The 20,723-nt window shown below is 52.3% G+C and carries 22 protein-coding genes; 1 reads left to right on the top strand and 21 read right to left on the bottom strand.

Annotated elements, in window-relative coordinates:
• Positions 1–243: 243 nt before the first annotated feature.
• From NYE48_RS14215 to NYE48_RS14310, 20 genes are all read right to left on the bottom strand, one after another.
• Positions 244–2,640 carry a YcdB/YcdC domain-containing protein gene (locus tag NYE48_RS14215; RefSeq protein ID WP_340999127.1) on the bottom strand — a complete coding sequence of 799 codons (2,397 nt, stop codon included), beginning with the start codon at positions 2,638–2,640 and terminating at the stop codon, positions 244–246.
• Between the two features lie 284 nt (positions 2,641–2,924).
• Positions 2,925–3,602, bottom strand: a complete 678-nt coding sequence (locus tag NYE48_RS14220) for a DUF1796 family putative cysteine peptidase (RefSeq protein ID WP_340999128.1) — start codon at positions 3,600–3,602, stop codon at positions 2,925–2,927.
• Positions 3,603–3,795: 193 nt separating this feature from the next.
• Complete coding sequence (locus NYE48_RS14225) at positions 3,796–4,371, bottom strand: class I SAM-dependent methyltransferase (protein ID WP_340999129.1); 576 nt, start codon at positions 4,369–4,371, stop codon at positions 3,796–3,798.
• Between the two features lie 153 nt (positions 4,372–4,524).
• Positions 4,525–5,022: a DinB family protein gene (locus NYE48_RS14230; RefSeq protein ID WP_340999130.1), complete on the bottom strand. Its 498-nt coding sequence runs from the start codon at positions 5,020–5,022 to the stop codon at positions 4,525–4,527.
• A gap of 98 nt (positions 5,023–5,120) precedes the next feature.
• Positions 5,121–5,900 (bottom strand): ABC transporter permease, encoded by a 780-nt coding sequence (locus NYE48_RS14235; RefSeq protein ID WP_212953039.1) that lies wholly within the window; start codon positions 5,898–5,900, stop codon positions 5,121–5,123.
• Positions 5,897–6,820 (bottom strand): ABC transporter ATP-binding protein, encoded by a 924-nt coding sequence (locus NYE48_RS14240; RefSeq protein ID WP_340999131.1) that lies wholly within the window; start codon positions 6,818–6,820, stop codon positions 5,897–5,899. Before NYE48_RS14240 ends, NYE48_RS14235 begins: the two co-directional genes overlap by 4 nt.
• Complete coding sequence (locus NYE48_RS14245; RefSeq protein ID WP_036713323.1) at positions 6,817–7,014, bottom strand: PLD nuclease N-terminal domain-containing protein; 198 nt, start codon at positions 7,012–7,014, stop codon at positions 6,817–6,819. The genes NYE48_RS14240 and NYE48_RS14245 overlap by 4 nt, the downstream gene beginning before the upstream one ends.
• Before the next feature lie 23 nt (positions 7,015–7,037).
• A complete protein-coding gene (locus NYE48_RS14250; protein WP_036713302.1) occupies positions 7,038–7,286 on the bottom strand; it encodes a hypothetical protein in 249 nt (82 codons plus the stop codon).
• The gene (locus NYE48_RS14255) at positions 7,279–7,692 is read right to left on the bottom strand and encodes a YxlC family protein (protein ID WP_212953045.1); all 414 of its coding nucleotides are present in this window, start codon (positions 7,690–7,692) and stop codon (positions 7,279–7,281) included. Before NYE48_RS14255 ends, NYE48_RS14250 begins: the two co-directional genes overlap by 8 nt.
• Positions 7,655–8,209, bottom strand: a complete 555-nt coding sequence (sigY, locus tag NYE48_RS14260; protein ID WP_340999132.1) for an RNA polymerase sigma factor SigY — start codon at positions 8,207–8,209, stop codon at positions 7,655–7,657. Before sigY ends, NYE48_RS14255 begins: the two co-directional genes overlap by 38 nt.
• Before the next feature lie 379 nt (positions 8,210–8,588).
• Positions 8,589–10,847, bottom strand: coding sequence for an excinuclease ABC subunit UvrA (locus tag NYE48_RS14265; RefSeq protein WP_340999133.1), 2,259 nt, complete (start codon positions 10,845–10,847; stop codon positions 8,589–8,591).
• A 369-nt stretch (positions 10,848–11,216) separates the two neighbouring features.
• Positions 11,217–11,990 (bottom strand): TerC family protein, encoded by a 774-nt coding sequence (locus NYE48_RS14270; RefSeq protein ID WP_341000660.1) that lies wholly within the window; start codon positions 11,988–11,990, stop codon positions 11,217–11,219.
• Positions 11,991–12,257: 267 nt separating this feature from the next.
• A complete protein-coding gene (locus NYE48_RS14275; protein ID WP_340999134.1) occupies positions 12,258–12,605 on the bottom strand; it encodes an MmcQ/YjbR family DNA-binding protein in 348 nt (115 codons plus the stop codon).
• Between the two features lie 84 nt (positions 12,606–12,689).
• Entirely contained in the window at positions 12,690–13,088 is a 399-nt protein-coding gene (locus tag NYE48_RS14280; RefSeq protein ID WP_340999135.1) for a hypothetical protein, read from the bottom strand.
• A 156-nt stretch (positions 13,089–13,244) separates the two neighbouring features.
• Complete coding sequence (locus NYE48_RS14285; protein ID WP_341000661.1) at positions 13,245–14,663, bottom strand: phosphomannomutase/phosphoglucomutase; 1,419 nt, start codon at positions 14,661–14,663, stop codon at positions 13,245–13,247.
• 79 nt (positions 14,664–14,742) lie between these two features.
• Complete coding sequence (locus NYE48_RS14290; RefSeq protein WP_340999136.1) at positions 14,743–15,789, bottom strand: glycosyl transferase; 1,047 nt, start codon at positions 15,787–15,789, stop codon at positions 14,743–14,745.
• The gene (locus NYE48_RS14295; RefSeq protein ID WP_340999137.1) at positions 15,764–16,924 is read right to left on the bottom strand and encodes a glycosyltransferase family 4 protein; all 1,161 of its coding nucleotides are present in this window, start codon (positions 16,922–16,924) and stop codon (positions 15,764–15,766) included. The genes NYE48_RS14290 and NYE48_RS14295 overlap by 26 nt, the downstream gene beginning before the upstream one ends.
• The gene (locus NYE48_RS14300; protein ID WP_036713296.1) at positions 16,921–17,961 is read right to left on the bottom strand and encodes a nucleotidyltransferase family protein; all 1,041 of its coding nucleotides are present in this window, start codon (positions 17,959–17,961) and stop codon (positions 16,921–16,923) included. The genes NYE48_RS14295 and NYE48_RS14300 overlap by 4 nt, the downstream gene beginning before the upstream one ends.
• 445 nt (positions 17,962–18,406) lie before the next feature.
• A complete protein-coding gene (locus NYE48_RS14305; protein ID WP_246537318.1) occupies positions 18,407–18,511 on the bottom strand; it encodes a DUF6254 family protein in 105 nt (34 codons plus the stop codon).
• Positions 18,512–18,634: 123 nt separating this feature from the next.
• Entirely contained in the window at positions 18,635–19,483 is an 849-nt protein-coding gene (locus NYE48_RS14310; RefSeq protein WP_340999138.1) for a GNAT family N-acetyltransferase, read from the bottom strand.
• A 515-nt stretch (positions 19,484–19,998) separates the two neighbouring features.
• On the opposite strand from NYE48_RS14310, the gene NYE48_RS14315 reads away from it, so the two are divergent.
• The gene (locus NYE48_RS14315) at positions 19,999–20,109 is read left to right on the top strand and encodes a sporulation protein YjcZ (protein WP_156124671.1); all 111 of its coding nucleotides are present in this window, start codon (positions 19,999–20,001) and stop codon (positions 20,107–20,109) included.
• Positions 20,110–20,220: 111 nt separating this feature from the next.
• On the opposite strand, the gene NYE48_RS14320 is transcribed toward NYE48_RS14315, so the two are convergent.
• The gene (locus NYE48_RS14320) at positions 20,221–20,583 is read right to left on the bottom strand and encodes a hypothetical protein (protein ID WP_340999139.1); all 363 of its coding nucleotides are present in this window, start codon (positions 20,581–20,583) and stop codon (positions 20,221–20,223) included.
• Positions 20,584–20,723 lie beyond the last annotated feature (140 nt).

Here is a 20,723-nt window from a genome sequence, read left to right on the forward strand (position 1 = left end):
TTTCATACATAAGAGACGCCGGAGGATCCTAAAGTTCATTTTTTGTGCAAAAAATCATGTTTTCAAAGTCATAAGCCAAGGGGAATACGCTAGATTCCTCGAATACGTTTCATTCCTTTATTCTATCGCCGCCGTAGAAAATGAAAACATCCACCGCTGCAATAGAGACGGTGGATGTTTGAAAACGAAGAGAGATTCTAAGAACATTCCGTATGGACCTTCATGGAACTTCATGGCAGAAGGTTATCTTTGGTTAAGCGGCGTATCCACGTTTCCTTGCAGATGTGCCAGCCGTACCAGAATGGTCGCCGCTTCCGCCCGCGTGACCGGCTTCGCAGGGTCGAATTTCCCGCCTGGCGCCTCCATCAGGCCAAGTTTCAGCATAAGCGCGACGGCCCCTTTGTCCTTGATGGCGCTTGCGTCCGAGAGGGACAACGCCTGCGCATCCTGCTGGAAGAACTTGGACAAACGGTTGTAATGCAGAACCGTGGTCAGGCTGGAGGCTGCCGCTTCACGGGTCAACTTTTGCTCCGGATGCAATTCGGAAGATTTCGCGTCGCCAAACCATCCTTTATCCGCGAACAGCTGCACCGCTTGAGCGATCGGGCTGTCCGCCGGAACATCGGCAAAAAGCGGCTGCTGGATGCGGCCCCCATAATAGGCTTGGTCGGGATAAAGCCCTTTAGCTATCATCTGGATCCAATCGCCCAAGGTCACCTCCGCATCGGGATGAAGCAGGCCGTCTTCCGCCGGAGACAGGACCCGATATTCAAGCAGCGTGGCCAGATCCTTGCTTGCCGCGTGGTTCGCCGCGTCGCTTGGAAGCTCGGGAGTAGATCCTTTATTCGGATCGGGCAGTTGAAGTAAGGCTTCCGCTTTGCCCGTGACCCCATCGATATAACCGAGGTTTCTGCTCTTATCGAACGTTGGAACATACGCCAGCCGAACTTTAGGCTCCACATACGTGTTATCCACGGAGTAGCCGCCGCTGCTGATGTACCGCAGCTCCACGCCGAGTTCGTTCAGCAGGCGATCCTGCGCTTCTTTCGGACTGATTTTAGCTTTTAACCCATCCATCGCTTTGAGATCCGCATCGGAGAGGCCATTGTCCGCATTGTAGCTAATCAAGCTGCCGCCGCCGTCGATCGAGACGCTTACCGTGCTTCCGTAGACGGGCAAATCCTTATAAAAACGTTGGAACACAAATTGATAGACTGTTTTCGAGGAGGACGGGTTCAACGTTTGAGCGTCCGACAGTTTCAGGTCTTCGGCGGCATTCGGATAATGGGCCAGCACCAGCTCGATCGCCTTGGTTTGAGCCTGGGCTTCCGTCACGGCGGGAGCGGAGGCTTTGGCCGGTTCGCTTCCGGGATATTGGAACTCGTTATAGGAGAGCAGCTGCCCCGTCTCGGCATCCACGACTGCGCTTTTGTTGCTTTCCTGGTATATTCCGGGAGTTCGTTTGTTCCAGTACAAATTCCAAACCTGCTTGTTCCCGTACCAATAGTTCCCTAAGCTGGATTGGAGCTGATATTCCGAGCCGGGGGCGATTTCCTGCACAAGCTTCAGCGCTTGGTCTGCAGTCAACTGTCCACCTTTATGCGGGGTGAACGCTTTATTGGAAGGCTTTAATGCGGTATAACGAACCGCTTGATTGGCTTTATCCAGATCTTTTCCCCAAATCGTATCGATCCCCTTGCCGGAATTGGCATCCGCAGGCACCAAAGTCCGGTCCGGAATGTAGCCGATTTTCCATTCTCGTTTAGATGTCGCATTAAAAAGAGGCGTCGACGATATGTAAGCAAGTGTTACGGACAAGCCTTGCTCAAGGCGCTTCTCCGCTTCCTCCTTGCTGATGGCGGCTTTGGCGGATGGATAATCGCCTTGGTAAGCGCTTCGGGTAAAACGGACGATATTCCCGTTTCCATCCACTTCAACGCTCACGAACTCATTATCGGCCGGAAGTCCGTTGACGTCCACCGAATACCCAAAGCTATACCGAACCGGACCGAACAATGCCTGATTAGACGAAAAACCGTATTCGGTCGAAGGCTTCATCGTTCCGGCTTTGATCGAGGGAGCCGCTTTGGCGATAAACGTCTCGGCAATCTTTTCCGCTTCCTGTTTGGATACCGCCGGAGGGTAATAAGCCGTGTTGGAATCTTCCTCTGGCCACATGGATGGATAATAGAAACTCAGGATGTCTCCCGTCACGGCATCCACTTCGGTACTGAAACCCGACGAGTTGTTTCCCTTTTGAATCGACCAGTTCAGTACCCAGATCTTTTTCGTATTGGGCGGGAATACATTCTGCTCCCCATAAGTAATGCCGTCCAGCCTCGCCTCCTTCAAAATGGGGAACAACGTTCTTGTCCGCGCCTCCGCTTGGGCTTTCGTAATCTTGGCTTCGGCCGGATTGAGCCCTTTGGATGCGTCGGAACCGCTGCTTTGGGTTGCTTGCGGCGCTGCTGCTTTCTCTACAACGCTTACGCCGGAAGCCGCCGACACCAACAAAGGCATCTGCAGCAGACTTAAACCGAGAGTGCCTGCGACCACCTTCTTCGCTACGGATGCGGTTCGCATTTTTTTCCCCTTGTCCTGGTTGATCGGCATGCCAGAGGCACGTTTTTGCTTGTCCATCCTTCTCCCTCCCTATAATACCATAATAAACCATTTATATTATAGCATAGGAAATCAGGATACATGCTGGAAATTTGATTTTCATTTTCTTTAAAAACCGCATCCATTCTCCCATATTTTCGACTTCGCCGTGGCTTGAGCGGGCTAAGGCGAATCCAAGCCCCCTGTACGTCGCCACCCTCCGCTTTCTATGGATAGAAACAGCAGCGGTCTAAGACTGTTTTTTCAAGTCCCGGACGGCTGCTGCATCATTTTTATCGGGGGATATCGACTTGTTGGAACCGCTACCAATATCCGGTTAATGTTAATCCGTTCATGGCACAACTCCATCCTGCTTCATGATAAGGCTGCTCGAGGGGGAGCTGCAGCGTGCCGATCCCATCCCGTTTCCAATCGATCTCCCGGATCGACTGCAACCCGGACACGGTCTGCAAAAATAGAATTCTGCAGCTGCCCGGCGTCAATGAGGACAAAACAGCATGAAGCTCCACGGCTTCCGCCTCCCCGATTTCTCCCCACCTGATGAACAGAACGGAACGGCTGTGACCGAGCACATGCAAAAAACTTTGGATTCGATGGGCAAGCTTTTCGCTGTACGCACCATAGGCTGCCGTCCAATCCTGGTTGGGGATGACGGGGAAATCATGGACGGATAAAACGTTGTAACGCGTATCCAGAATATAATGGGCGCTTTGGTAAGTCCCGCCTTCTTGAAGCACTGCGATGCCATCTTCCAAAAAATCCGAAGTTCCGTCAATCTTCCGGAGCTGTCCGAGCTCCATAAAACCTTCGAAGCGATTTTTTAACAACCGGGTTACGTCCGCGGCCGAATTCGATATCATCCAATCTAGCGGAAAGGAAAATCGCCGCAGCTGATACCGCGCCAAAAAGATGGACGGCCCGCACCAGCTTCCCAAGCCGATGATAACGTCATAAGCGCCTTTCAAGTCCTCTATCTTCACGTTCGTCACCACTTTTTTTTGATAGATTTGCTATATTCTATGTAGTTTGGCGACAAACCGTATAGATGTTAAGGAAATAAAAACGTAAGGGAACACGGGTTTATATAGTAACGGCGCTATGAGCCCAACTCGAGGCATGTCGCAAATCTATCCCGAAAATCTGCAGCATATGGGCTTTCTTCGCATGCTCTTCCTAGGATGTTTTGCGATATAAATAAGCGACAAGAAAACCCCTTCGGTCTTCCTCTTCCAAGTAGCGGATCCGCTTGAGCGAAGGATCGATATGGTCAAAATCAGACGGCATGATTAAATCTTCCTCTCGTATGAACGGATCCTCCTTATGTTTATGGCCGAATCCGCAAACGAAAAGCAGCCCTCCGCTTGCAAGGTTGAGATGAATTCTGCCCAGGTGTTCCTTCCCCAGCCTGTAATGATTGACGACGATATTGTCGTATATCCCCACTTCCTTCAAACAATCCGGACGAGACAGGTCCAATTCCTGCGTCCGCACAGCGTAGTGGTGTTCGGCAGCAAACCGCCTCAGACGGTCCAGCGCCTTGCGACTGAAATCGATGCCGGTTACTTTAAAGCCCTGCTTCAGAAAATACAGCGCATTCCTGCCGTCCCCGCAGGCCAGATCCAGCAAAGTTCCCTTTTGAAAAAGCGGACTATTCTCCAGAATCATTTTTTCCGGACCCATCAACCGACCGTCCCGCTCCGTAAACTTATGATCCCAAAAATCTTTGTCGCCCATATACCGCACCGCCATCCTCTCCTTTCAAAACCAATGCAACCATGATTGCGCAGCTTTCTTAATCGAAAGTACCGGCTGAATCCCTCCGTCAAACATGAAGACCCTCGCTGAAAATAAATAAAAAAATACCGCGATTTTTCGCGGCAATCTTGCGGTAAAAATTTATCGTCAATTTCCTTGGTCGTCGGCCGATGGACCGTAGGCCCCAGGCACCGGGATATCCAGCAGCCGCAAATAAACGCCGAGCTGCGCACGATGGTGGACCATATGGCTTATTCCGAAGGTGCGAAGCGCGATCGCACGCGGCTGGCGAAGGATAATGTGGTCGCCGTTCCGCAAGGTCCATTCTTCTCCGAGCGATTTCTCGTCGCATTCGTCCAACAGCTTTTCAAGCTTGGCCACATTCCCGTCGAACTCTTCCAACAGATCTTCGCGTCTTTCCAAAGCTTCCCGCCGAAGCGGCACGGTCGACAGGTCGAATTCCGGGTAAAGAAAAATCGCGACTTGCCAGTTAAGCAGGTTGATCAGGTGCGTGGCCAGTCCGCTAAGCGTCATCGACTTGGCATGCGGCTTCCAGGACATGTGCTCCTCAGGCAAACGTTCCAGGACGCGGCGCGTCGAAGCCAGCTCATTCATGATGTCTCCGACGATCAGTTGTTTCACCATCCAATCCCTCTCCTCCCTTATATCGCAAGCATACTATAAACCCGGCCTGATGGAAAGACTTGTCTTAGATCGTTCGGCAACAAGCATAGTGAGGTAAATTATCCTTTTGAATACCTTAACTTTATTCGATACACCGCGGCTGCGAAAAAAATAAAGATACATGCCAAGCACAGAAGGGCCGCGCCAACGGCGCCCTTCGCTTCGCCCGCGGGCTCCAGCCATTGCGCCGAAATTTGCGGCAGGGAACCCGGGCTATAAACCGTATACCTCGGCAGCCATCCCGACGCCATGGACAGCAGCAGCGCCGCCCCCAGGCTAACAAAAGCTATGCCTGGCGCGGGATCCAGAAGCGAACTCACGAGCAGCGTCAGCGCTCCCGCAAACCAGAGCCACAGCAAATAGAAAAGTCCTGCTTTAACAACCGCACCGGCCTCAACGGCGCCGATGATCTGGACGGTATAATACCAGGCGCCTCCATAGCCGAGCGCAAACGAGGCGGTGACGAGGGACAACATGCTTGCCCACTTGGCCGCAGCGTAGGACACGTACGACACCGGCTTTGCAAAGATCATTTGTGAAACGCCGCTTTGCCGCTCCCCGGAAATCATGGTCATGACCGACAATACCAAGATCAAAATCCCTATCGAGCTGTACTGACCTAGCGTTTGCGCCAGCACCTCCGCCCCCGAAGGAGGGGCGATCGTGATCGTCATGCCTTTGGGCATGTTTCCCGCGGACTTCAAAATTTCCGGCATAAAACGCGTCATCACCGGCTGCATGACCCCCAGCATCAAGAAGACGAGCGGGACCCACAACCATTTATAGCTGCGTCCCATCTCCAGCATCTCTTTGCGGAAAAACAACTTGAACTGCATCATGATCGCACCGCCTTCAGGAACAAGTCTTCGAGCGTGCTTTGGCCCGCTTCGAGCGTACGAATCGTCACCCGTCGGGACACGGCATCGGCCATGAGTTCAAGCGCAGCCCGCTCGACGTCAGCGACCCTAAGCTTTGCCCGTCCGCCGGATATTTCCGATTGCACGACGAAGTCCTTGCCCCCCGCGGCTGCAAGCCATGCCCTCGAAACCTCGTCTCCACCGACTTCCAGCCGAATCACCGGTTCGCTGTAAGTTCGGCGCAAGTGATCAAGACTTCCCTGCAAAACAATTTCGCCTTCGCGCATCATGAGAATTTCATCACAAATCTCTTCGGCATCATGCAGCACATGCGTGGAAAAGAGGACTGTCGTTTCGAGACGAATACGTTGGAGCAGAGTCAGAACATCCTTGCGACCTGCAGGATCGAGCGCCGATACCGGTTCATCCAGAATAAGCAGCCTCGGGCGGTGGATGAGCGCCTGGGCTAGCCCTAACCGCTGCTTCATGCCGCCGGAGTAACCACCGATCCTGCGTTTGCCCGCATCCCGAAGGCCTACGGCGTCCAGCCACTTTCCGGTCTCCCGTGTGGCTTCGCGTCTTGTCAGCCCGGCCAGCTCCCCGGAGTAAAGCAAAAATTCAGCCCCGGTCATCCAAGGATAAAACACGGGCATTTGCGGCAAATATCCGATGAAAGGCCGGGGGTCGGCGACCGGTCTTCCTTCCGCCAGAAGCACGACCGAACCGCCTGACGGTTGAAGCAGTCCCGCCAGCATGTGGATCGTCGTGGTTTTTCCGGCACCGTTCGGGCCGATCAGGGCAGCGCAGCTGCCTTCGGCAATGCTGAACGAAATCCCTTTAACGACTTCGCGATCCTTAAATCGCTTGGATAATCCCTTTACCTGGAGCAGCTCCCGTGTCATGAGGCATCCTTCCTTCCGATGACAAAGTAAGCGACCGAACCCAGTATGTTCCCGCATACGATGATGATGACCCACAACCATTTCGGTCCGCGCGTCGCTTCCGCTTTATATAAGGATATCAAACCAATCACGGCTAAAATCAGCTGCAGGCCGATCAATGGCGCGATCAAACTCCAAGGTATGCCCGTATTCATCGCATCCATGGTCGTCTCCCCCTTTATTCATTTGATCCATATTGGTGTTTACGGTTCTTAAGACGCTCTTTTCGCAAGGGCCAGTAAATATGAACGAGCCAATAGGCAACGAGCGGTCCAGGGAACTGGATCAGCCCGACGATCCCCCATATCCAGTAGTATTTCGTGTGGCGGCGCGAATGGATGAAGAGGAACAGGCTTTGAATCAGCAAAATGCAGGCGATCAGTACGACTGCCCATAAAGGAACCGATTCGGGATTCGTTTTAGGCATGTCCGGACTTCACCTTCTTCTTCGAACGATAGAAAAAGCGAAAAGCAAACGCGATCGCGCCGACGAAGACCAGCCCCTGGATAACCGCAAACACGACGATGTTCATGGACGCCAAAAGCATATTGCCGCCGATGATGGCCAAGGCCATGATCAAAAACAGCGCGACCTCCAGTCCCGCGCGTCTGCGGAGCTTCCGCTTCTCTACTGCAACAAAACGTTCCAGTTCGTGCAACGGCGGCGGTTCAGGCTGGCGGATCGCCAGTTCCATCTGCTCGAACCCTTGCAGCAGCTGCGCGATCAGAGCCTGGTCCTCCGCAAACGGCTCTTCATGAACGATTTCGGCATGCGCACGCTCCTGCTTGTTTAGATCAGCGGACCTTTCCCGCTCTTCCTTGTTCCACTTCATCCGTCGTCAACTCCTTTCGTACCTGCTGCAACCCGTGATGGATTCTAGATTTTACCGTCCCTGGCGGAATGTCCATCATGTCGGCGATTTCATCATAGGCATAGCCGTAAAAATGCTTAAGCAAAATCGGCAGCCGCCATTCGTAGCCGAGCCGGGAGAGGGCTTGCATCGCATCGGTCCATTCCTCCCGCCTTGCTTTCAGCTGCCACTCCGTCCGGCGTAGGGCCTGCTCCTGATCCTTCCAGTGCTTCTCGACCCTGGTACGGCGCATCTGATCGATATAGATCCGCGTCGCCAGCGTGATCATCCAGGAAGAAAATTTGGATTTTCCGTTATATAAATGAATCTTCTCGATGCACCTCAGCATCGTTTCCTGTGCCAAGTCCTCGGCCATCGCCGGGTTCATCGTCATTTTGACGAGATATTTCATTAAAAAGGAGTAGTGGGCCTGCAGCAGCTGCGCCATCGCCTGACTATCCCCGCGCTGCGCCCGTTCGATTTGCTTGCGTTCTTCCAACCGCAGTCCCTGCTCCTTTCCTTTGGATTCATGTCGCCCATTCGATTGCATCCGTCCGTACGCGACCCATGCAATCACCCATAATACGAAGAAGTTCGCGAAATCGTTCACCGGAAATCAATAAATTTGATCGGGCACTGCTTGACCATGCATAAACGGGAACGCGGCAGCATCTCCCGACTACATTCATCCAACGCCGTCATCCCCTCGAAAAGATGCCGAGTGCCATGTCGTCAGTCCAGGCCTAACACAGGAACAAAATATAAAAGCCGCGATATTCGCGACTTTATACTCGATATATGCTCTTGTCCTGCGGCAAGTTTCTTACGCCAACCATGATATGCGTTTTATTCGGGACAGCTGTTTAATTCCATGACAATCATTGCCGTAAATATCTTCCCGTGATCGACTGCTCCGCATGGACAATCTGCGAAGGCATCCCTTCGAAGACCACTTGGCCGCCCTTGCTGCCTCCGTCCGGTCCCATATCGATGATCCAATCCGCCTGGCTGATCACTTCGAGATTATGCTCGATGACGATCACCGTATTGCCGGCATCCACGAGTCGGTTCATGATCTCCAGCAGGTGTCCGATATCCGACATATGCAGGCCCGTTGTCGGCTCGTCCATTACATAGATGCTCCCCTTCTTATGCAGCTCGCTTGCAAGCTTGATGCGCTGGCATTCTCCGCCCGATAGGGTGCTGAGCGGCTGGCCGAGCGTAATATAGTTCAAACCTACATCACTCATCGCCTGCAGCTTGCGGACGACCTCTTTCAGCTGGAAAAATTCCAAAGCCTGTTCCACCGTCATCTCCAGCACATCTGCGATGGACTTGCCGTTCAGCTTGTAGGCGAGCACCTCTTCCTTAAATCGTTTCCCTCCGCATGCTTCGCACGGCATCTCCACGCTTTCAAAGAATGAAAGGTCCAAGTACACAACGCCCAGCCCTTGACAGTGTTCGCAAGCTCCCTTGGAGTTGAAGCTGAACAAGCTTGGGCTCACCTTGTTCGCGGAAGCAAAAGCCTTCCGCACATCATCCAGGATGCCCGTATAGGTCGCAGGATTCGAACGCGTCGATACACCTACCGCCGATTGGTCGATGACGATCGCATCCGGATGCTGACTGAGGAATACTTCGTTAATCAGCGTGCTTTTGCCCGATCCCGCCACACCCGTAACGACGGTCAGCACTCCGGCCGGAATGTCGACGCTGACGTTCTGCAGGTTGTGTAAAGTGGCATCCTTGATGGACAGCTTGCCGGATGGCTGCCTGCAATCTTGCTTCAACTGAAGCGGCCGCTTCATATGGATGCCTGTCAATGTATCGGCCTCAAGCAAGCCCTGGTAGCTTCCTTCATACACGATGGTACCGCCGCGGCTGCCGGCGTACGGACCGACGTCAACGATATGATCCGCCACTTTGATGACGTCTGGATCATGCTCGACGACTAGCACGGTATTCCCCTTGTCGCGCAGCTTCTGGAGCAATTCATTTAAGCGGTGCACATCGCGGGGATGCAAGCCGACGCTGGGTTCATCGAAAATGTACGTAACATCGACCAGGCTTCCGCTCAGGTGTTTCACCATTTTCACGCGCTGCGATTCGCCGCCGGACAATGTATCTGTCTCGCGGTCCAGCGTCAGGTAGTCCAGTCCGATATCCACCAGATGCTGCAGCCGCTCCGTCAGCGACTTGACCATCGGCGCGGCGGCAGCGTCGTCAATCTCCCGAATGACGCGGATAAGTTGTCCGACCTCCATGGAAGACAGCTCGGCTATGTTATGTCCATTGATCTTGCAGCCCAGCGCGGCTTGACTAAGCCTCGCACCGTGACAGCTTGAACATGGACCCTCGGAAATGAACGGAGCGACGGTTTGCTGCGTGCGTTCGGACTTGGTTTTCAAGTCCTGTTTGATGTATTTGTTCGTGAACTTCTCGATGACGCCTTCTACCGTAATATTGGTTGCCTTCCCGGCGAAATCCATCTTCACTTTCCGGGCTTTGCCATACAGCAGCTGCTCCAGGTCTTCAACCGAATAATCGCTGAGTTTCTTATCAGGATCAAAGGAACCTGACTGTACAAGCATGTTCCATTCCCAGCCGCCTACCGTATAGCCCGGCAGCATAATAGCCCCTTCATTGAGGGACTTGGACATGTCCACCGCTTTGCCCATGTCGACGGTAAGGCTGCGTCCGATCCCGTTGCATTCGGGACACATGCCTTGGGGATCGTTAAACGAAAACATGTTCGCTCCCCCGACATAGGGCTGGCCTACCCGTGAAAAGAGAAGACGGAGAATGGGAGAAATATCGGTAATGGTGCCCATCGTGGAATGCGAACCCCCGCCCAACCGCTTCTGATCCACGATCACAGCCATACTCAGGTTCTCGATTGCGTCCGCATCCGGCTGCGGGTATTTGGGCAGAAACGTGCGCACGAACATGCTGAAGTTCTCATTCAGCAAGCGGGTGGATTCTGCGGCAATGGTATCGAAGACGATCGATGACTTGCCTGACCCCGATACACCGGCAAAAATCGTGATTTTCCGCTTGGGAATGCGCAAGGATACGTTCTTGAGATTGTTTTCCCTCGCAGCCGAGATCACGATATACTCCTGATTCGATTCGCTCATGCATCCAACATCCTTTCAAAGTCATGTCCATTCATCGTTACATTCTTCGAAATAAAATAAGCGGGCTGCCCAACTTGTCCGAAGCAAACGCAAACCGGCTGCAAAAAGACATGCAACCGGTTTTATTTGATTGGGCTCAAGCCGAGTTCGATGATGATACCCATAAACTTCTTTATCGTAGTATTTTTTTCGTTTCCTCGATAAAGCACCGTCCAGAGAACCATTGGCGGTTCTCCGCCGATAGCCCAAATATAGGATAATCGGTTACGGTTGTCAACGTTGAGCAATTGCATTTAACTACCCGTTGCCCACCGTTTGAAGCGGCGTCAACGGCATCTCCAATGAATCCAAAACGGATCTCTATCGATGTTATGGACCTGGCTGGGACTGTTTTTTATTCGCAGGCGCGAACCAACCGAGAAGAGCGATCGCAACCAGGACGCCGTAGAAAACAAGGGTCCAGGCTGTGCTATGCGGGAAATGATGATTCAGCACGCCAATATCTTCATGTGCCAAAGTAATGACGGCGAGTTTGACGCCGACCCACGCCACGATGGCGTATGCCGTCGTCTCCAGTGCAGGCCGTTGAGAAAGCAGCTTAATAAACCAGGTGGCCGCGAACTTGATCAAGACGAGCCCGGCGATTCCGCCCAGCACGACAACGATGAATTGCCCTCCGTCCATGCCGCCGAAATCCCGAAGCGGCGAATCCGGAAGTCCCAGCGCCAATGCCACGGCAGCAAGAATGGAATCAATTGCAAAAGCGAGATCCGCAAGGGCAATTTTACCTACCGTCGGCCAGAAGCCTTTCCCCGCAGCATCATTTTCTGCGTCCTCGCGATCCTTCTTGTCTTTTTTGCCGATACGGGCCTGGATGATGTGTTTTAATCCGAGGTACAAAAGATAAGCGGCTCCGATCGCCTGTATTTGCCAAACGTTCGCAATGAACGATATCGCAAACAGCGCGGCAAAGCGAAAAACGAATGCCATGACGATCCCGTAATTGATGGCCTTCTTCTTTTGGTTCTCAGGCAAGTGCTTTGCGATGACCGCCAGGACAAGGGCGTTATCCGCCGACAACAAACCCTCCAACCCAATAAGAATCAACAATGCCCATGCATACTCCAACCAAAACGACTCCAACGGCATTTCCCCTCTCCTCATGTTTGTACGGCTTTCCTTTCGTTATTACGTTGTTGAGCGATGCCTCGTTTCATTCATGTTCAGCCCGGATTCATCCGTTCGTCGAACAGCCGACAAGAACGATCCCTGCCTCGCCCGCGAAGGGTGGGGGTAATCGCTTAATAAGCAGAAAAAAAGAGGGAAAACGTATCGCTTTCCGCCCTTTTTTTGCTCGCCAACACGGCGGCTTTTTTAGCTTCCATTCTCCTAAATCATGTTCTCCCGATCCTAATTTACCCTTTCCCGAACACTCTTCGGCAGCTTTTGGACAACCAAATCGTAAGAATGGTCGATCATGTCGAATATATCCGTCTCCGATAAGGATCCATCCAGATGAACGGAGTTCCAATGCGTTTTGTTCATGTGGTACCCTGGTTGAACGGCCTCATGCTGCTCCCTCAAATTTTCGGCGATGATCGGGTCGCATTTGAGGTTTACGATAACGTGGTCCCCATGGTCAAAAACGAGAGCAAACATCTTGCCGGCCACCTTGATGACGAGCGGATCGGGCCCGAAGGGATAGGTCTGAATCGCTCCTTTCTTCTTCAAGCAGTAATCGACGATACGATCTTTCATTTCCGGCACTTCTCCTTTGCGAGTGACAACAAAATCCTATGCGTTTATGATACTGCAACGCGTAAACCTCGTAAATGCTCCGTGCTACGATAACTTCCAGGCAGGTATCAAAGAATGGAAATGGAAAAAATAGCTCGCGATGAAGTGGATTAACGTATACAACGCTAAAATAATCAGATACGTCAATAACCAAATCCGGAACGGCTGCTGCAAAAATAGAAACAGCAACAACATGCCGACAGGGAACGGTATGAACACGATCAACCCGATCGGCAATTTGAGTGCCTCGGCAAGGGCACCCAAAGAAACGACGGACGCGCCTATGATTAGAGCCTGCCAGGCATAAAGGCCTGGAGTGAGCAGCCGGCTGCCGAAGAAATAGGATAAGGACGTGAGGAATACAGCCATCAAGAAACTAGCGAAATAGTGCATTGCATCTTCACCTTTCGGGCAATATTTTAAATAGGATACCAGATGGAACATAATAACATCCACGTTTTTATGTTAAATAAATGTAAATTTATATACCAATTGGGATAACTTATCGGGCTGGATATCGATTGTTCTTTATCCCCCATTTCTTTCTTCAAAGATCAAAAAAGCTCCCCCGGCATAATCGCCGCAGGAGCTTTTTTATTGTTACCATTGAATTGGCAATCCCGGTGCAGCCTCGTGAAGCGCTTGTTCCAAATGATCTTTGATTTCAGCTAAGTCTGCCTCGGTATCGGCCTCCGCCCGAAGCACCAGGATCGGCTGGGTGTTCGAGCTGCGTACCAGGCCCCATCCGTTCGGGAACAGCACGCGTACGCCGTCGACGTCAATCAGCTCGCGCGTCCCTTGAAAATAACTTTTCACCTGTTGAATGATCTGTTGTTTCGCATCGTCGTCACATGGCACCCTCGTTTCCGGAGTGGCGCAATACCTTGGCACGTCGGCAAATCGCTCGGACAGCGGACGCGAATCCCGGCTCATGATGCGGAGCAGGCGTCCCGCGGCATACAGGGCGTCGTCGAAACCGTAATATTCGTCGCGGAAAAATAAATGCCCGGACATTTCGCCCGTAAATGGAACGTCCAATTTGCGCATGCTTGCTTTAATATGGGAATGCCCGGTGCGATGGAAAATCGGTTCGCCGCCCAGCTTCTCGATCTCCTCGACCAGCGCTTTCGAGCATTTGACTTCCACCAGCGCCTTGCAGCCCGGATATTTCGGCAAAATTTCGCGCCAGAACTGGATCATCAGCTGATCGCCCCATAAAATGCCGCCCTGTTCGTCCACCACGCCAAGGCGGTCGCCGTCCCCGTCGAAGGCGATGCCGATGTCGGCCTTTTCCTTTTTCACGGCGTCGATCAAATCCCGCAAATTTTTCGGCTCTACCGGGTCGGGATGATGATTCGGAAAATCCGGATCCGACTTGCAGTACAGCTCGATCACTTCGCAGCCCCAACGCCGCAGCGCCTTGGGAGCGAACGGCGACGGCGTGCCGTTGCCGCAATCGACAACGACCTTAAGCTTCCGGCCGTTCAGCCGGATTTTGTCTGCCAGCATGTCCAGGTAAGGCTCTTCCACGCTTTCGCGGCGCAGAGCTTCTTCGGCATCATCGAATCCGGAAGGCAGCTTGCCTTCGGCCGCCAAACCAAGCATGCGGCTGCGCAGCTTCTGGATTTCTTCGCCGTAGATCGTCGTATAGTCCATGGCGATTTTAAATCCGTTTTCGTCGCCGGGGTTATGGCTGGCCGTAATCATGATGCCGCTAGGCTCTTTATAGTGATGCATCGCAAAGTAGAACATCGGCGTCGTCACTTCGCCGATATCGACCGCTGTGCATCCGGCTTGCCGCAAGCCGGCGGTCAGCGCCCGATGGAACTCCGGGGAAGATTTGCGGTTGTCATGGCCGACGATGGCCGTGTTCCGGCCCGCCGACTTCAAGGTTTCGCCAAAAGCTCTCCCCAGCCAATAACAAAAAGGGAGGTCAATGTCTTCATACGCTTTGCCGCGAATATCGTATTCACGGAATACATGGGAGGGGATGGAGGTTCCCCCATCCCGGGCTGGCATCCCCTGCTCCTGCAGTTCTTGGGTTAAAGGCATCGTTTATCCACCTCTTTTTGGTTGTCGTTTATTGGATGATGGCGAGTTACGCTTGTTGGTTTATCGTTTTTTCGTATATAGCCTCGGTCAGCAAGTAAGAGACGACGGCCTCCGCCCCGCAGTTCACATTGGGACCGTCCGCGTTCAAACCGTCGCAGCAGCTGCCGTCCTTCTCGTGAACCATGGGTACTCCGAGATCATTGCCGCCGTAAAACCAATCGCGGCATTTTGCCACGACCGATTCGTAATTTGGCATTTTCGTCAGCTCATAGGCTTTGGCTGCGGCTAACGCCAACTTCATGACATCGATCGGCTGCTGGTCCCACAAGGCCCGGTCACCCGGACGGCACCAGCCCTTGCTTCCGATCGGCCGGATTTGCCCCGCGTCGTTTTGCGACAAACCGATCAGGAAATCAAGGGAGCTTAAAGCGATATCAAGCATATCCGTGCGTTTTAATATTTCATAGGCCCACAGCATCCCCCAAGGCAGCAGGGCGTTGCTGTAAGTGATTTCGGGTTCGTACCATGACCAATCCGGAGCCGAATGCCGGTGATAAAGGCCGGCAAGGCGCTCTGCGGTTTCCCTGATCCGGTTGGTCAAGTCGACATCGTAACCGGAACGCTGCAGCAAGCCGAACGCCGCCAGGGCGTAAGCCCATCCGCGCGGGTAACGCATGTGATGGGCCTGCCCCAGCGCTTTGCGGAAAATCGATTCCGCCGCAAAAGCGAAGGACGGCGAAGGCTTTGCGGCCATCGCCCGGGCACATGCCCATAAGCAGCGTCCAAGGCAATCGTCGGAGGGCGTTTCCGGCTCCTTGCTGCGGTCATAGGCAAAATTGTTGTGAAAATGCCCGTCTTCCTTTTGCGCCCACAGCAAAAAAGCGATATAGGTTTCGGCTAACCGCTCGAGCCTTTTTTGGTCTTCCTTGCCGCAGCTGCCGGACCATTCCAGGCAAACCCATAACGCCCGGGCTTGGTCGTCCGTGCTGTACCCTTCGTTGCGCCGGGGAATCGAACCTAATCCATGCTCAAGGATCCCCGTGTCGTCCGTCATTTTTTCAAGATGGTCAAACCGAACGGATGGCCTTTCCATGTCTTCCCACCTCGGTCAACAAACGGAGATATTCATGTCCGACGTTCGGCCAATGCATCGTTTGGCCCAGCCGCTTCATTTTCCGGACGACATCCTGCAGCATCACCTCGTTGGTCAGCAGCGACACGATCCGTTCCCGCCATAATGCCTCGTCTTCCGCCGGGATCAGCAGACCCGGTTCTTCGGCAAGCAAATCTTGCGCATAACAGTACGGGGTCGACAACACCGGACGCCCCAGGCCGACTGCATAAGCCAGCGTACCGCTGGTAATCTGCTCCAGCCCCGGATACGGCGTCACGTACACGTCGCAGGCGGTGATATGGCGAACCAGATCGTTTTCCTCCATGTAGCGGTCGATCATGACGACGTTTTCCCCGATGCCGTTTTCCTCGATCATCGCCTTCAGCTCTTCGCGGTATTTCTCCCCTTCCCATTTTTTGACTTCCGGGTGGGTCTGGCCGACGATGGCATATAATACGTGAGGCACCTTTTTCACCACTTCCGGCAACACCTTCAGGATCAGTTCGATCCCTTTGCCGCGGCCCAAAAGGCCGAACGTCATCAGCACCTTCCGGTCCGCCCAGCCGAGCTGCTCGCGGAACGTTAGGCGGCGCTCCGCGTCGGGTTCGGGCGTACCGTGCGGAATGAAGACGATTTTGTCCTCCGGAATGCCAAACGAACGATGCAAATACGAAATCGCTTTGCGGTTCATGACCACGATTCGGGCGCTTCGTTCGGCAATTTCCCGCTGGATGCTCGCGTAAGGCTCGCGGGGATGCTCAAACACGGTGTGAAACGTAGTCACCAGCGGTTTTTTCAGCTCGCGGATGAAATGCAATATATGCCGGCCGGCTTCCCCGCCGAATATCCCGAACTCGTGCTGCAGCGAAACGACCTCGATATCGGAGTGGTTGATTTTGTGCGCCATTTTCCCATAATCTTTTTCGCTGTCGCGCCGAAGCAGCCACAGCAGCGGATCCCTTGATCCGTCCGTTTCCCCGTCGTGGAGCACGATGACGGGATCCTTCACTCTCCACTCTTTGGCTGCGTGGACCGCCTGCCGCAAATGATAGGTAAATGTGGCCAGGCCGCATTTTTTCGGAACGTAAGTGCTGACATAAGCTACACGCGTCATGCTTGCATCACTCCCAATCGGTTCATCACGGCTTCATGCAAAATATGTCTTGGACCGAGCTCCAGCCCGTATCCGAAAATGCAGTTGTTTAAGTACGCTCCTTCGTTTACCCGGCAGCCGTCCCACAGGATCGTTTCCGATAAGCGGACGTTCGGGCCGATCGAGCACTTGTCGCCGAGCACCACATGAGGTCCGATGACGGCCCGGGCACCGATTTTTACGTGATCTCCGATTAACACCGGAGGAACGAGGAGGACGCCGGCTCCGATTTTGCAGCCTTTGCCGATCCAGATGCCTTGATCTTGGGCTTGTCCGGGCATCCGGATCCGACCGGCACCGTTCAAGAGATCCCAGTGAACTTGGCGGTATCTATCTTTCGTGCCCATATCGGCCCAATATCCTTGGATGGTCGTGCCGAATACACCCATGTTTTCGCGGATCAGCAGCGGAAACGTTTCACGTTCAATGGAGACTTCCCGATCGGACGGAATCGCTGCGAGCACGCTTTTTTCCATGACGTAAATGCCTGCGTTGATCCGTCTCGAAGGGGCTTCGTCCAAGCGGGGCTTCTCCACAAAACGCAAGATGCGCCCCGTATCGTCCTGATCGACGACCCCGTATGCGCTTGGATCTTCCACCTCCGTCAGGCCGATGGTGACCTTTCCTCCATGGGATCGATGGAAATCCAGCAGCGGTTTCAGTTCAATATCATGGACGATATCCGCATTCATGGCAATAAATTGTTCATCGAGCAAAGGCTCGGCGTTTTTGATCGCCCCGGCCGTTCCCAGCAGCTTGTCTTCCATCGCGTACTGGATCGAAACACCCAACCGGCGGCCGTCGCCGAAATGATTTCTTATTTTTTCGGGATGATGTTTCAGAGCGATAACGAAACGGTGAACGCCTTGTTCCTTCAGATGAAGAATGAGATGTTCCAGCCAAGGGCGATTCAGAATCGGCGCCATCGGCTTCGGCATGTTCTCCGTCATGGGTCTAAGTCGGGTTCCCAAACCACCGGCAAGTAACAGTACATTCATTTTCGAAATCTCCTCCTGTTCCCAAAAAATTGTTCGACAAACAAAACTTACGCCAGCTTCGGACACTGACGTTCTTGTTCCTTGCTCCCCTCCTTCCCCTCTTTTTATTGTTAGCACTCTATGTAGTCGAGTGCTGATAATATAGTATTTTATGGAAGGTTGCTTTGTTTCTTCAAGTTGTTTCAGAGATAATAGCATACTTTTTTCTTTTAATCTTCTCCTTTTATCTCTTGTTTTCTTTTAAAATCTCATGATTTCTCTGATTTATTCATGAAAGGCTACCGGGCCGGAAACGCCGCCCAAGCCGCAATCGCGCTCTGATCCGCTTTGCCTGAAAAAGAGGGACGCCGGGTTGTCCATTGACGATTGAACCGCCATGAAAAAAAGACTGCCGGTACGTTTTCGCCGACAGTCCCTCTTTTCCAAGCAGCATACTTCTCTCATCCTATTCGCTGGACAATTCCTTGAGCGATTTGATTTTTCCGTGGGGATGCTGTTGTTGCTTTCTTGACTTCCAGGCAGCTTCTTTCCTTCTCTTCTGGTGAGCCATAACAGAAATCCTCCTTTAGAGATCGAGATGTACACTACTTCCTTATGTTGTCATTTTCAAGCCGGGTTCATTCATGAAATTTGCCTGGTTGCATCCGTTTTGGTCAAAGGACAATCCGCAGAATTACAGCGTTTTGCGCATGAATTGCGCAACATGCTTTTCCGTAAAACCAAGGCTGTCATACAGATTTCTGGCATGATTCCCGACGACGCACCAGAGCTCCACGCTAGGGTTGCCGCGGCGGATGATCTCATTGCATAAATACTTGACAAACGTTCTGCCGATTCCACGTCCTTGAACATCCGTACGAACGGAGACGCTGCCGATTTCATTGCCTGGAATGTGGCCGTAAGCGACGATTTCCCCGTTGAATTTGTAGACGAAACGGTTCGCCGCGTTCTCTTTCCATGTTTGCCTTTCCTTTTCGCTCGGCTGGGCAATCGCCGAATCCGGAAAACACCCGACCCGGACGCGCATTTCGTGAAAAGCTGCGGCATACAGCGATTGGCAAACCAAATAATCTTCGTCCTTATAGCCCCTCACCGGAAGTTCTTCCAGTGGAAAAGGGGCTCCGGTGCGCTGCATGAACGCCGATGAAAAGTAGGGCTCAAAACCGAGCTTGCACGCAAACGCAAAAGAGGACGGATGACCGGCACGAAAGGAACTTCTGACTATTTGGGTTCCGCCTGCCCGCAATTTTGCCTCGGCATACCGGACCATAGCAGAACCGATGCCTTGCCTGCGATCCTCCGGAGCCACAAAAACGGTTAAATACGACTGGGATACAGGCTCGTTCACTTGGGCCAGACCCACAAGCTTGTCCCCGATATACGATACAACAAACAAATCCGGTTCTTCAGCCAGCACCCGAAGGATATCTTCCCCCGCGTCGGCGTCTCGGCTTAACATTTCTTTGACCGCGCGTTCATCTTTTGGACTGAAACGTTCATAGCGGATTCCTGCGATATTCATCCAGCTTTGCCCCTCCGTTTCTTATTAAATCTCATAAAATAGATATGTATTGCTTGGACGTTAACAATGCCGCTCCATGCGGCGTTTTTTCAGTTTACCATTTCTTGCGGATTTAAGGATGTACAAAATATCTTTAGCGATAATCAAAATAAAAGACCCTGGCAGCCGTGACCGGCAGCAGGGTCTCTGTTGATTTACGTTTTTAACATCCCCATGTTCTGGCAACAATGACTAGCAGAATAAAAAGAACGAGAATCGTAAATATTTTGTTGCCTCCGCCATAATCCGCTCCCATAACTTCGCCCATATTGTTCATACCCCTTTCAAATAGGATAATACATCTTATTAACATCCTGGTTAGATCGAAAGGGATAGATATAGCAGTCAAAAGATATATTTTTCACTCAAAAATAGGATAGCATGCAATATTCCATATTATTTTTGCCTTGATGCCCTTACCATGTCCTTACCAATCCATATAATACATTGTATCTTAATTCAAGGAGGAGTATGGAATGAGCGAAGTAGTTGGAGGATATGGTCACGGCGGTTTTGGTAGAAATGCGGCAGCGATTTTGGTGTTGTTCATTTTGCTGGTGATCATCGCGAAAAGTTTTAGCTGGTAATAACATCAACCATCCATTGACGATGCATTGAGATGTTTACTTCTTTCAATATTGAATGGCGGAAAAGGCTCATCCGAATTTACAGGGTGAGCCTTTTTCTCTTCCGCATCCCTACTTTTTATTGGCAGAGAGCTTCAGCTCTTCTTTATGACCGTTCCACTCGACAGTCACCTCGATGATCGAATCTTTCAGCGGGATGGCGCCATTGCCGCCGCTTTGATGAACAATCTCCCTTCGCCCGGACAATTCCGTTTCACCGCTTCCTTCCCCGGAAGTGGCCGCATATTTGTATTTTACGGTGCCCACATGAGCCGGGTCGTCCCCTTCGTAAGTCATAGTCAGCGTATTCCTATGATTATCGTCGATGGTATGGGATACTTCGTACCGTGCCGACCAGTTTTGGCTTTCGCCAGTGAATGCCATGTCGTTATCGTTCAAGCAACCGGCCAAAATAATAACCATAAATAAACCCATGATCGCGCCTTTGATGATAATCCCCTCCCCTGCAAACGAATCAGGCTGCTTATGTAATAAAACGCAGGAAATTCCATGTAGTTACATATTTCCTCATAACTCCTGGCCCTTTGTAGTATGGCTAAAGCCAGGCATCGCCC

It is taken from the genome of Paenibacillus sp. FSL M7-1455 (assembly GCF_038004655.1).
GTDB lineage: Bacteria > Bacillota > Bacilli > Paenibacillales > Paenibacillaceae > Paenibacillus_AQ > Paenibacillus_AQ cookii.

Excerpts from the sequence above, each read along its gene's own strand:
- NYE48_RS14215 (WP_340999127.1), bottom strand. The coding sequence starts at position 2,640 with ATGGACAAGCAAAAACGTGCCTCTGGCATGCCGATCAACCAGGACAAG.
- NYE48_RS14225 (WP_340999129.1), bottom strand. The coding sequence starts at position 4,371 with ATGGCGGTGCGGTATATGGGCGACAAAGATTTTTGGGATCATAAGTTT.
- NYE48_RS14230 (WP_340999130.1), bottom strand. The coding sequence starts at position 5,022 with ATGGTGAAACAACTGATCGTCGGAGACATCATGAATGAGCTGGCTTCG.
- NYE48_RS14235 (WP_212953039.1), bottom strand. The coding sequence starts at position 5,900 with ATGATGCAGTTCAAGTTGTTTTTCCGCAAAGAGATGCTGGAGATGGGA.
- NYE48_RS14240 (WP_340999131.1), bottom strand. The coding sequence starts at position 6,820 with ATGACACGGGAGCTGCTCCAGGTAAAGGGATTATCCAAGCGATTTAAG.
- NYE48_RS14245 (WP_036713323.1), bottom strand. The coding sequence starts at position 7,014 with ATGAATACGGGCATACCTTGGAGTTTGATCGCGCCATTGATCGGCCTG.
- NYE48_RS14250 (WP_036713302.1), bottom strand. The coding sequence starts at position 7,286 with ATGCCTAAAACGAATCCCGAATCGGTTCCTTTATGGGCAGTCGTACTG.
- NYE48_RS14255 (WP_212953045.1), bottom strand. The coding sequence starts at position 7,692 with ATGAAGTGGAACAAGGAAGAGCGGGAAAGGTCCGCTGATCTAAACAAG.
- NYE48_RS14265 (WP_340999133.1), bottom strand. The coding sequence starts at position 10,847 with ATGAGCGAATCGAATCAGGAGTATATCGTGATCTCGGCTGCGAGGGAA.
- NYE48_RS14275 (WP_340999134.1), bottom strand. The coding sequence starts at position 12,605 with ATGAAAGATCGTATCGTCGATTACTGCTTGAAGAAGAAAGGAGCGATT.
- NYE48_RS14280 (WP_340999135.1), bottom strand. The coding sequence starts at position 13,088 with ATGTTCCATCTGGTATCCTATTTAAAATATTGCCCGAAAGGTGAAGAT.
- NYE48_RS14285 (WP_341000661.1), bottom strand. The coding sequence starts at position 14,663 with ATGCCAGCCCGGGATGGGGGAACCTCCATCCCCTCCCATGTATTCCGT.
- NYE48_RS14290 (WP_340999136.1), bottom strand. The coding sequence starts at position 15,789 with ATGGAAAGGCCATCCGTTCGGTTTGACCATCTTGAAAAAATGACGGAC.
- NYE48_RS14295 (WP_340999137.1), bottom strand. The coding sequence starts at position 16,924 with ATGACGCGTGTAGCTTATGTCAGCACTTACGTTCCGAAAAAATGCGGC.
- NYE48_RS14300 (WP_036713296.1), bottom strand. The coding sequence starts at position 17,961 with ATGAATGTACTGTTACTTGCCGGTGGTTTGGGAACCCGACTTAGACCC.
- NYE48_RS14305 (WP_246537318.1), bottom strand. The coding sequence starts at position 18,511 with ATGGCTCACCAGAAGAGAAGGAAAGAAGCTGCCTGGAAGTCAAGAAAG.
- NYE48_RS14310 (WP_340999138.1), bottom strand. The coding sequence starts at position 19,483 with ATGAATATCGCAGGAATCCGCTATGAACGTTTCAGTCCAAAAGATGAA.
- NYE48_RS14315 (WP_156124671.1), top strand. The coding sequence starts at position 19,999 with ATGAGCGAAGTAGTTGGAGGATATGGTCACGGCGGTTTTGGTAGAAAT.
- NYE48_RS14320 (WP_340999139.1), bottom strand. The coding sequence starts at position 20,583 with ATGGGTTTATTTATGGTTATTATTTTGGCCGGTTGCTTGAACGATAAC.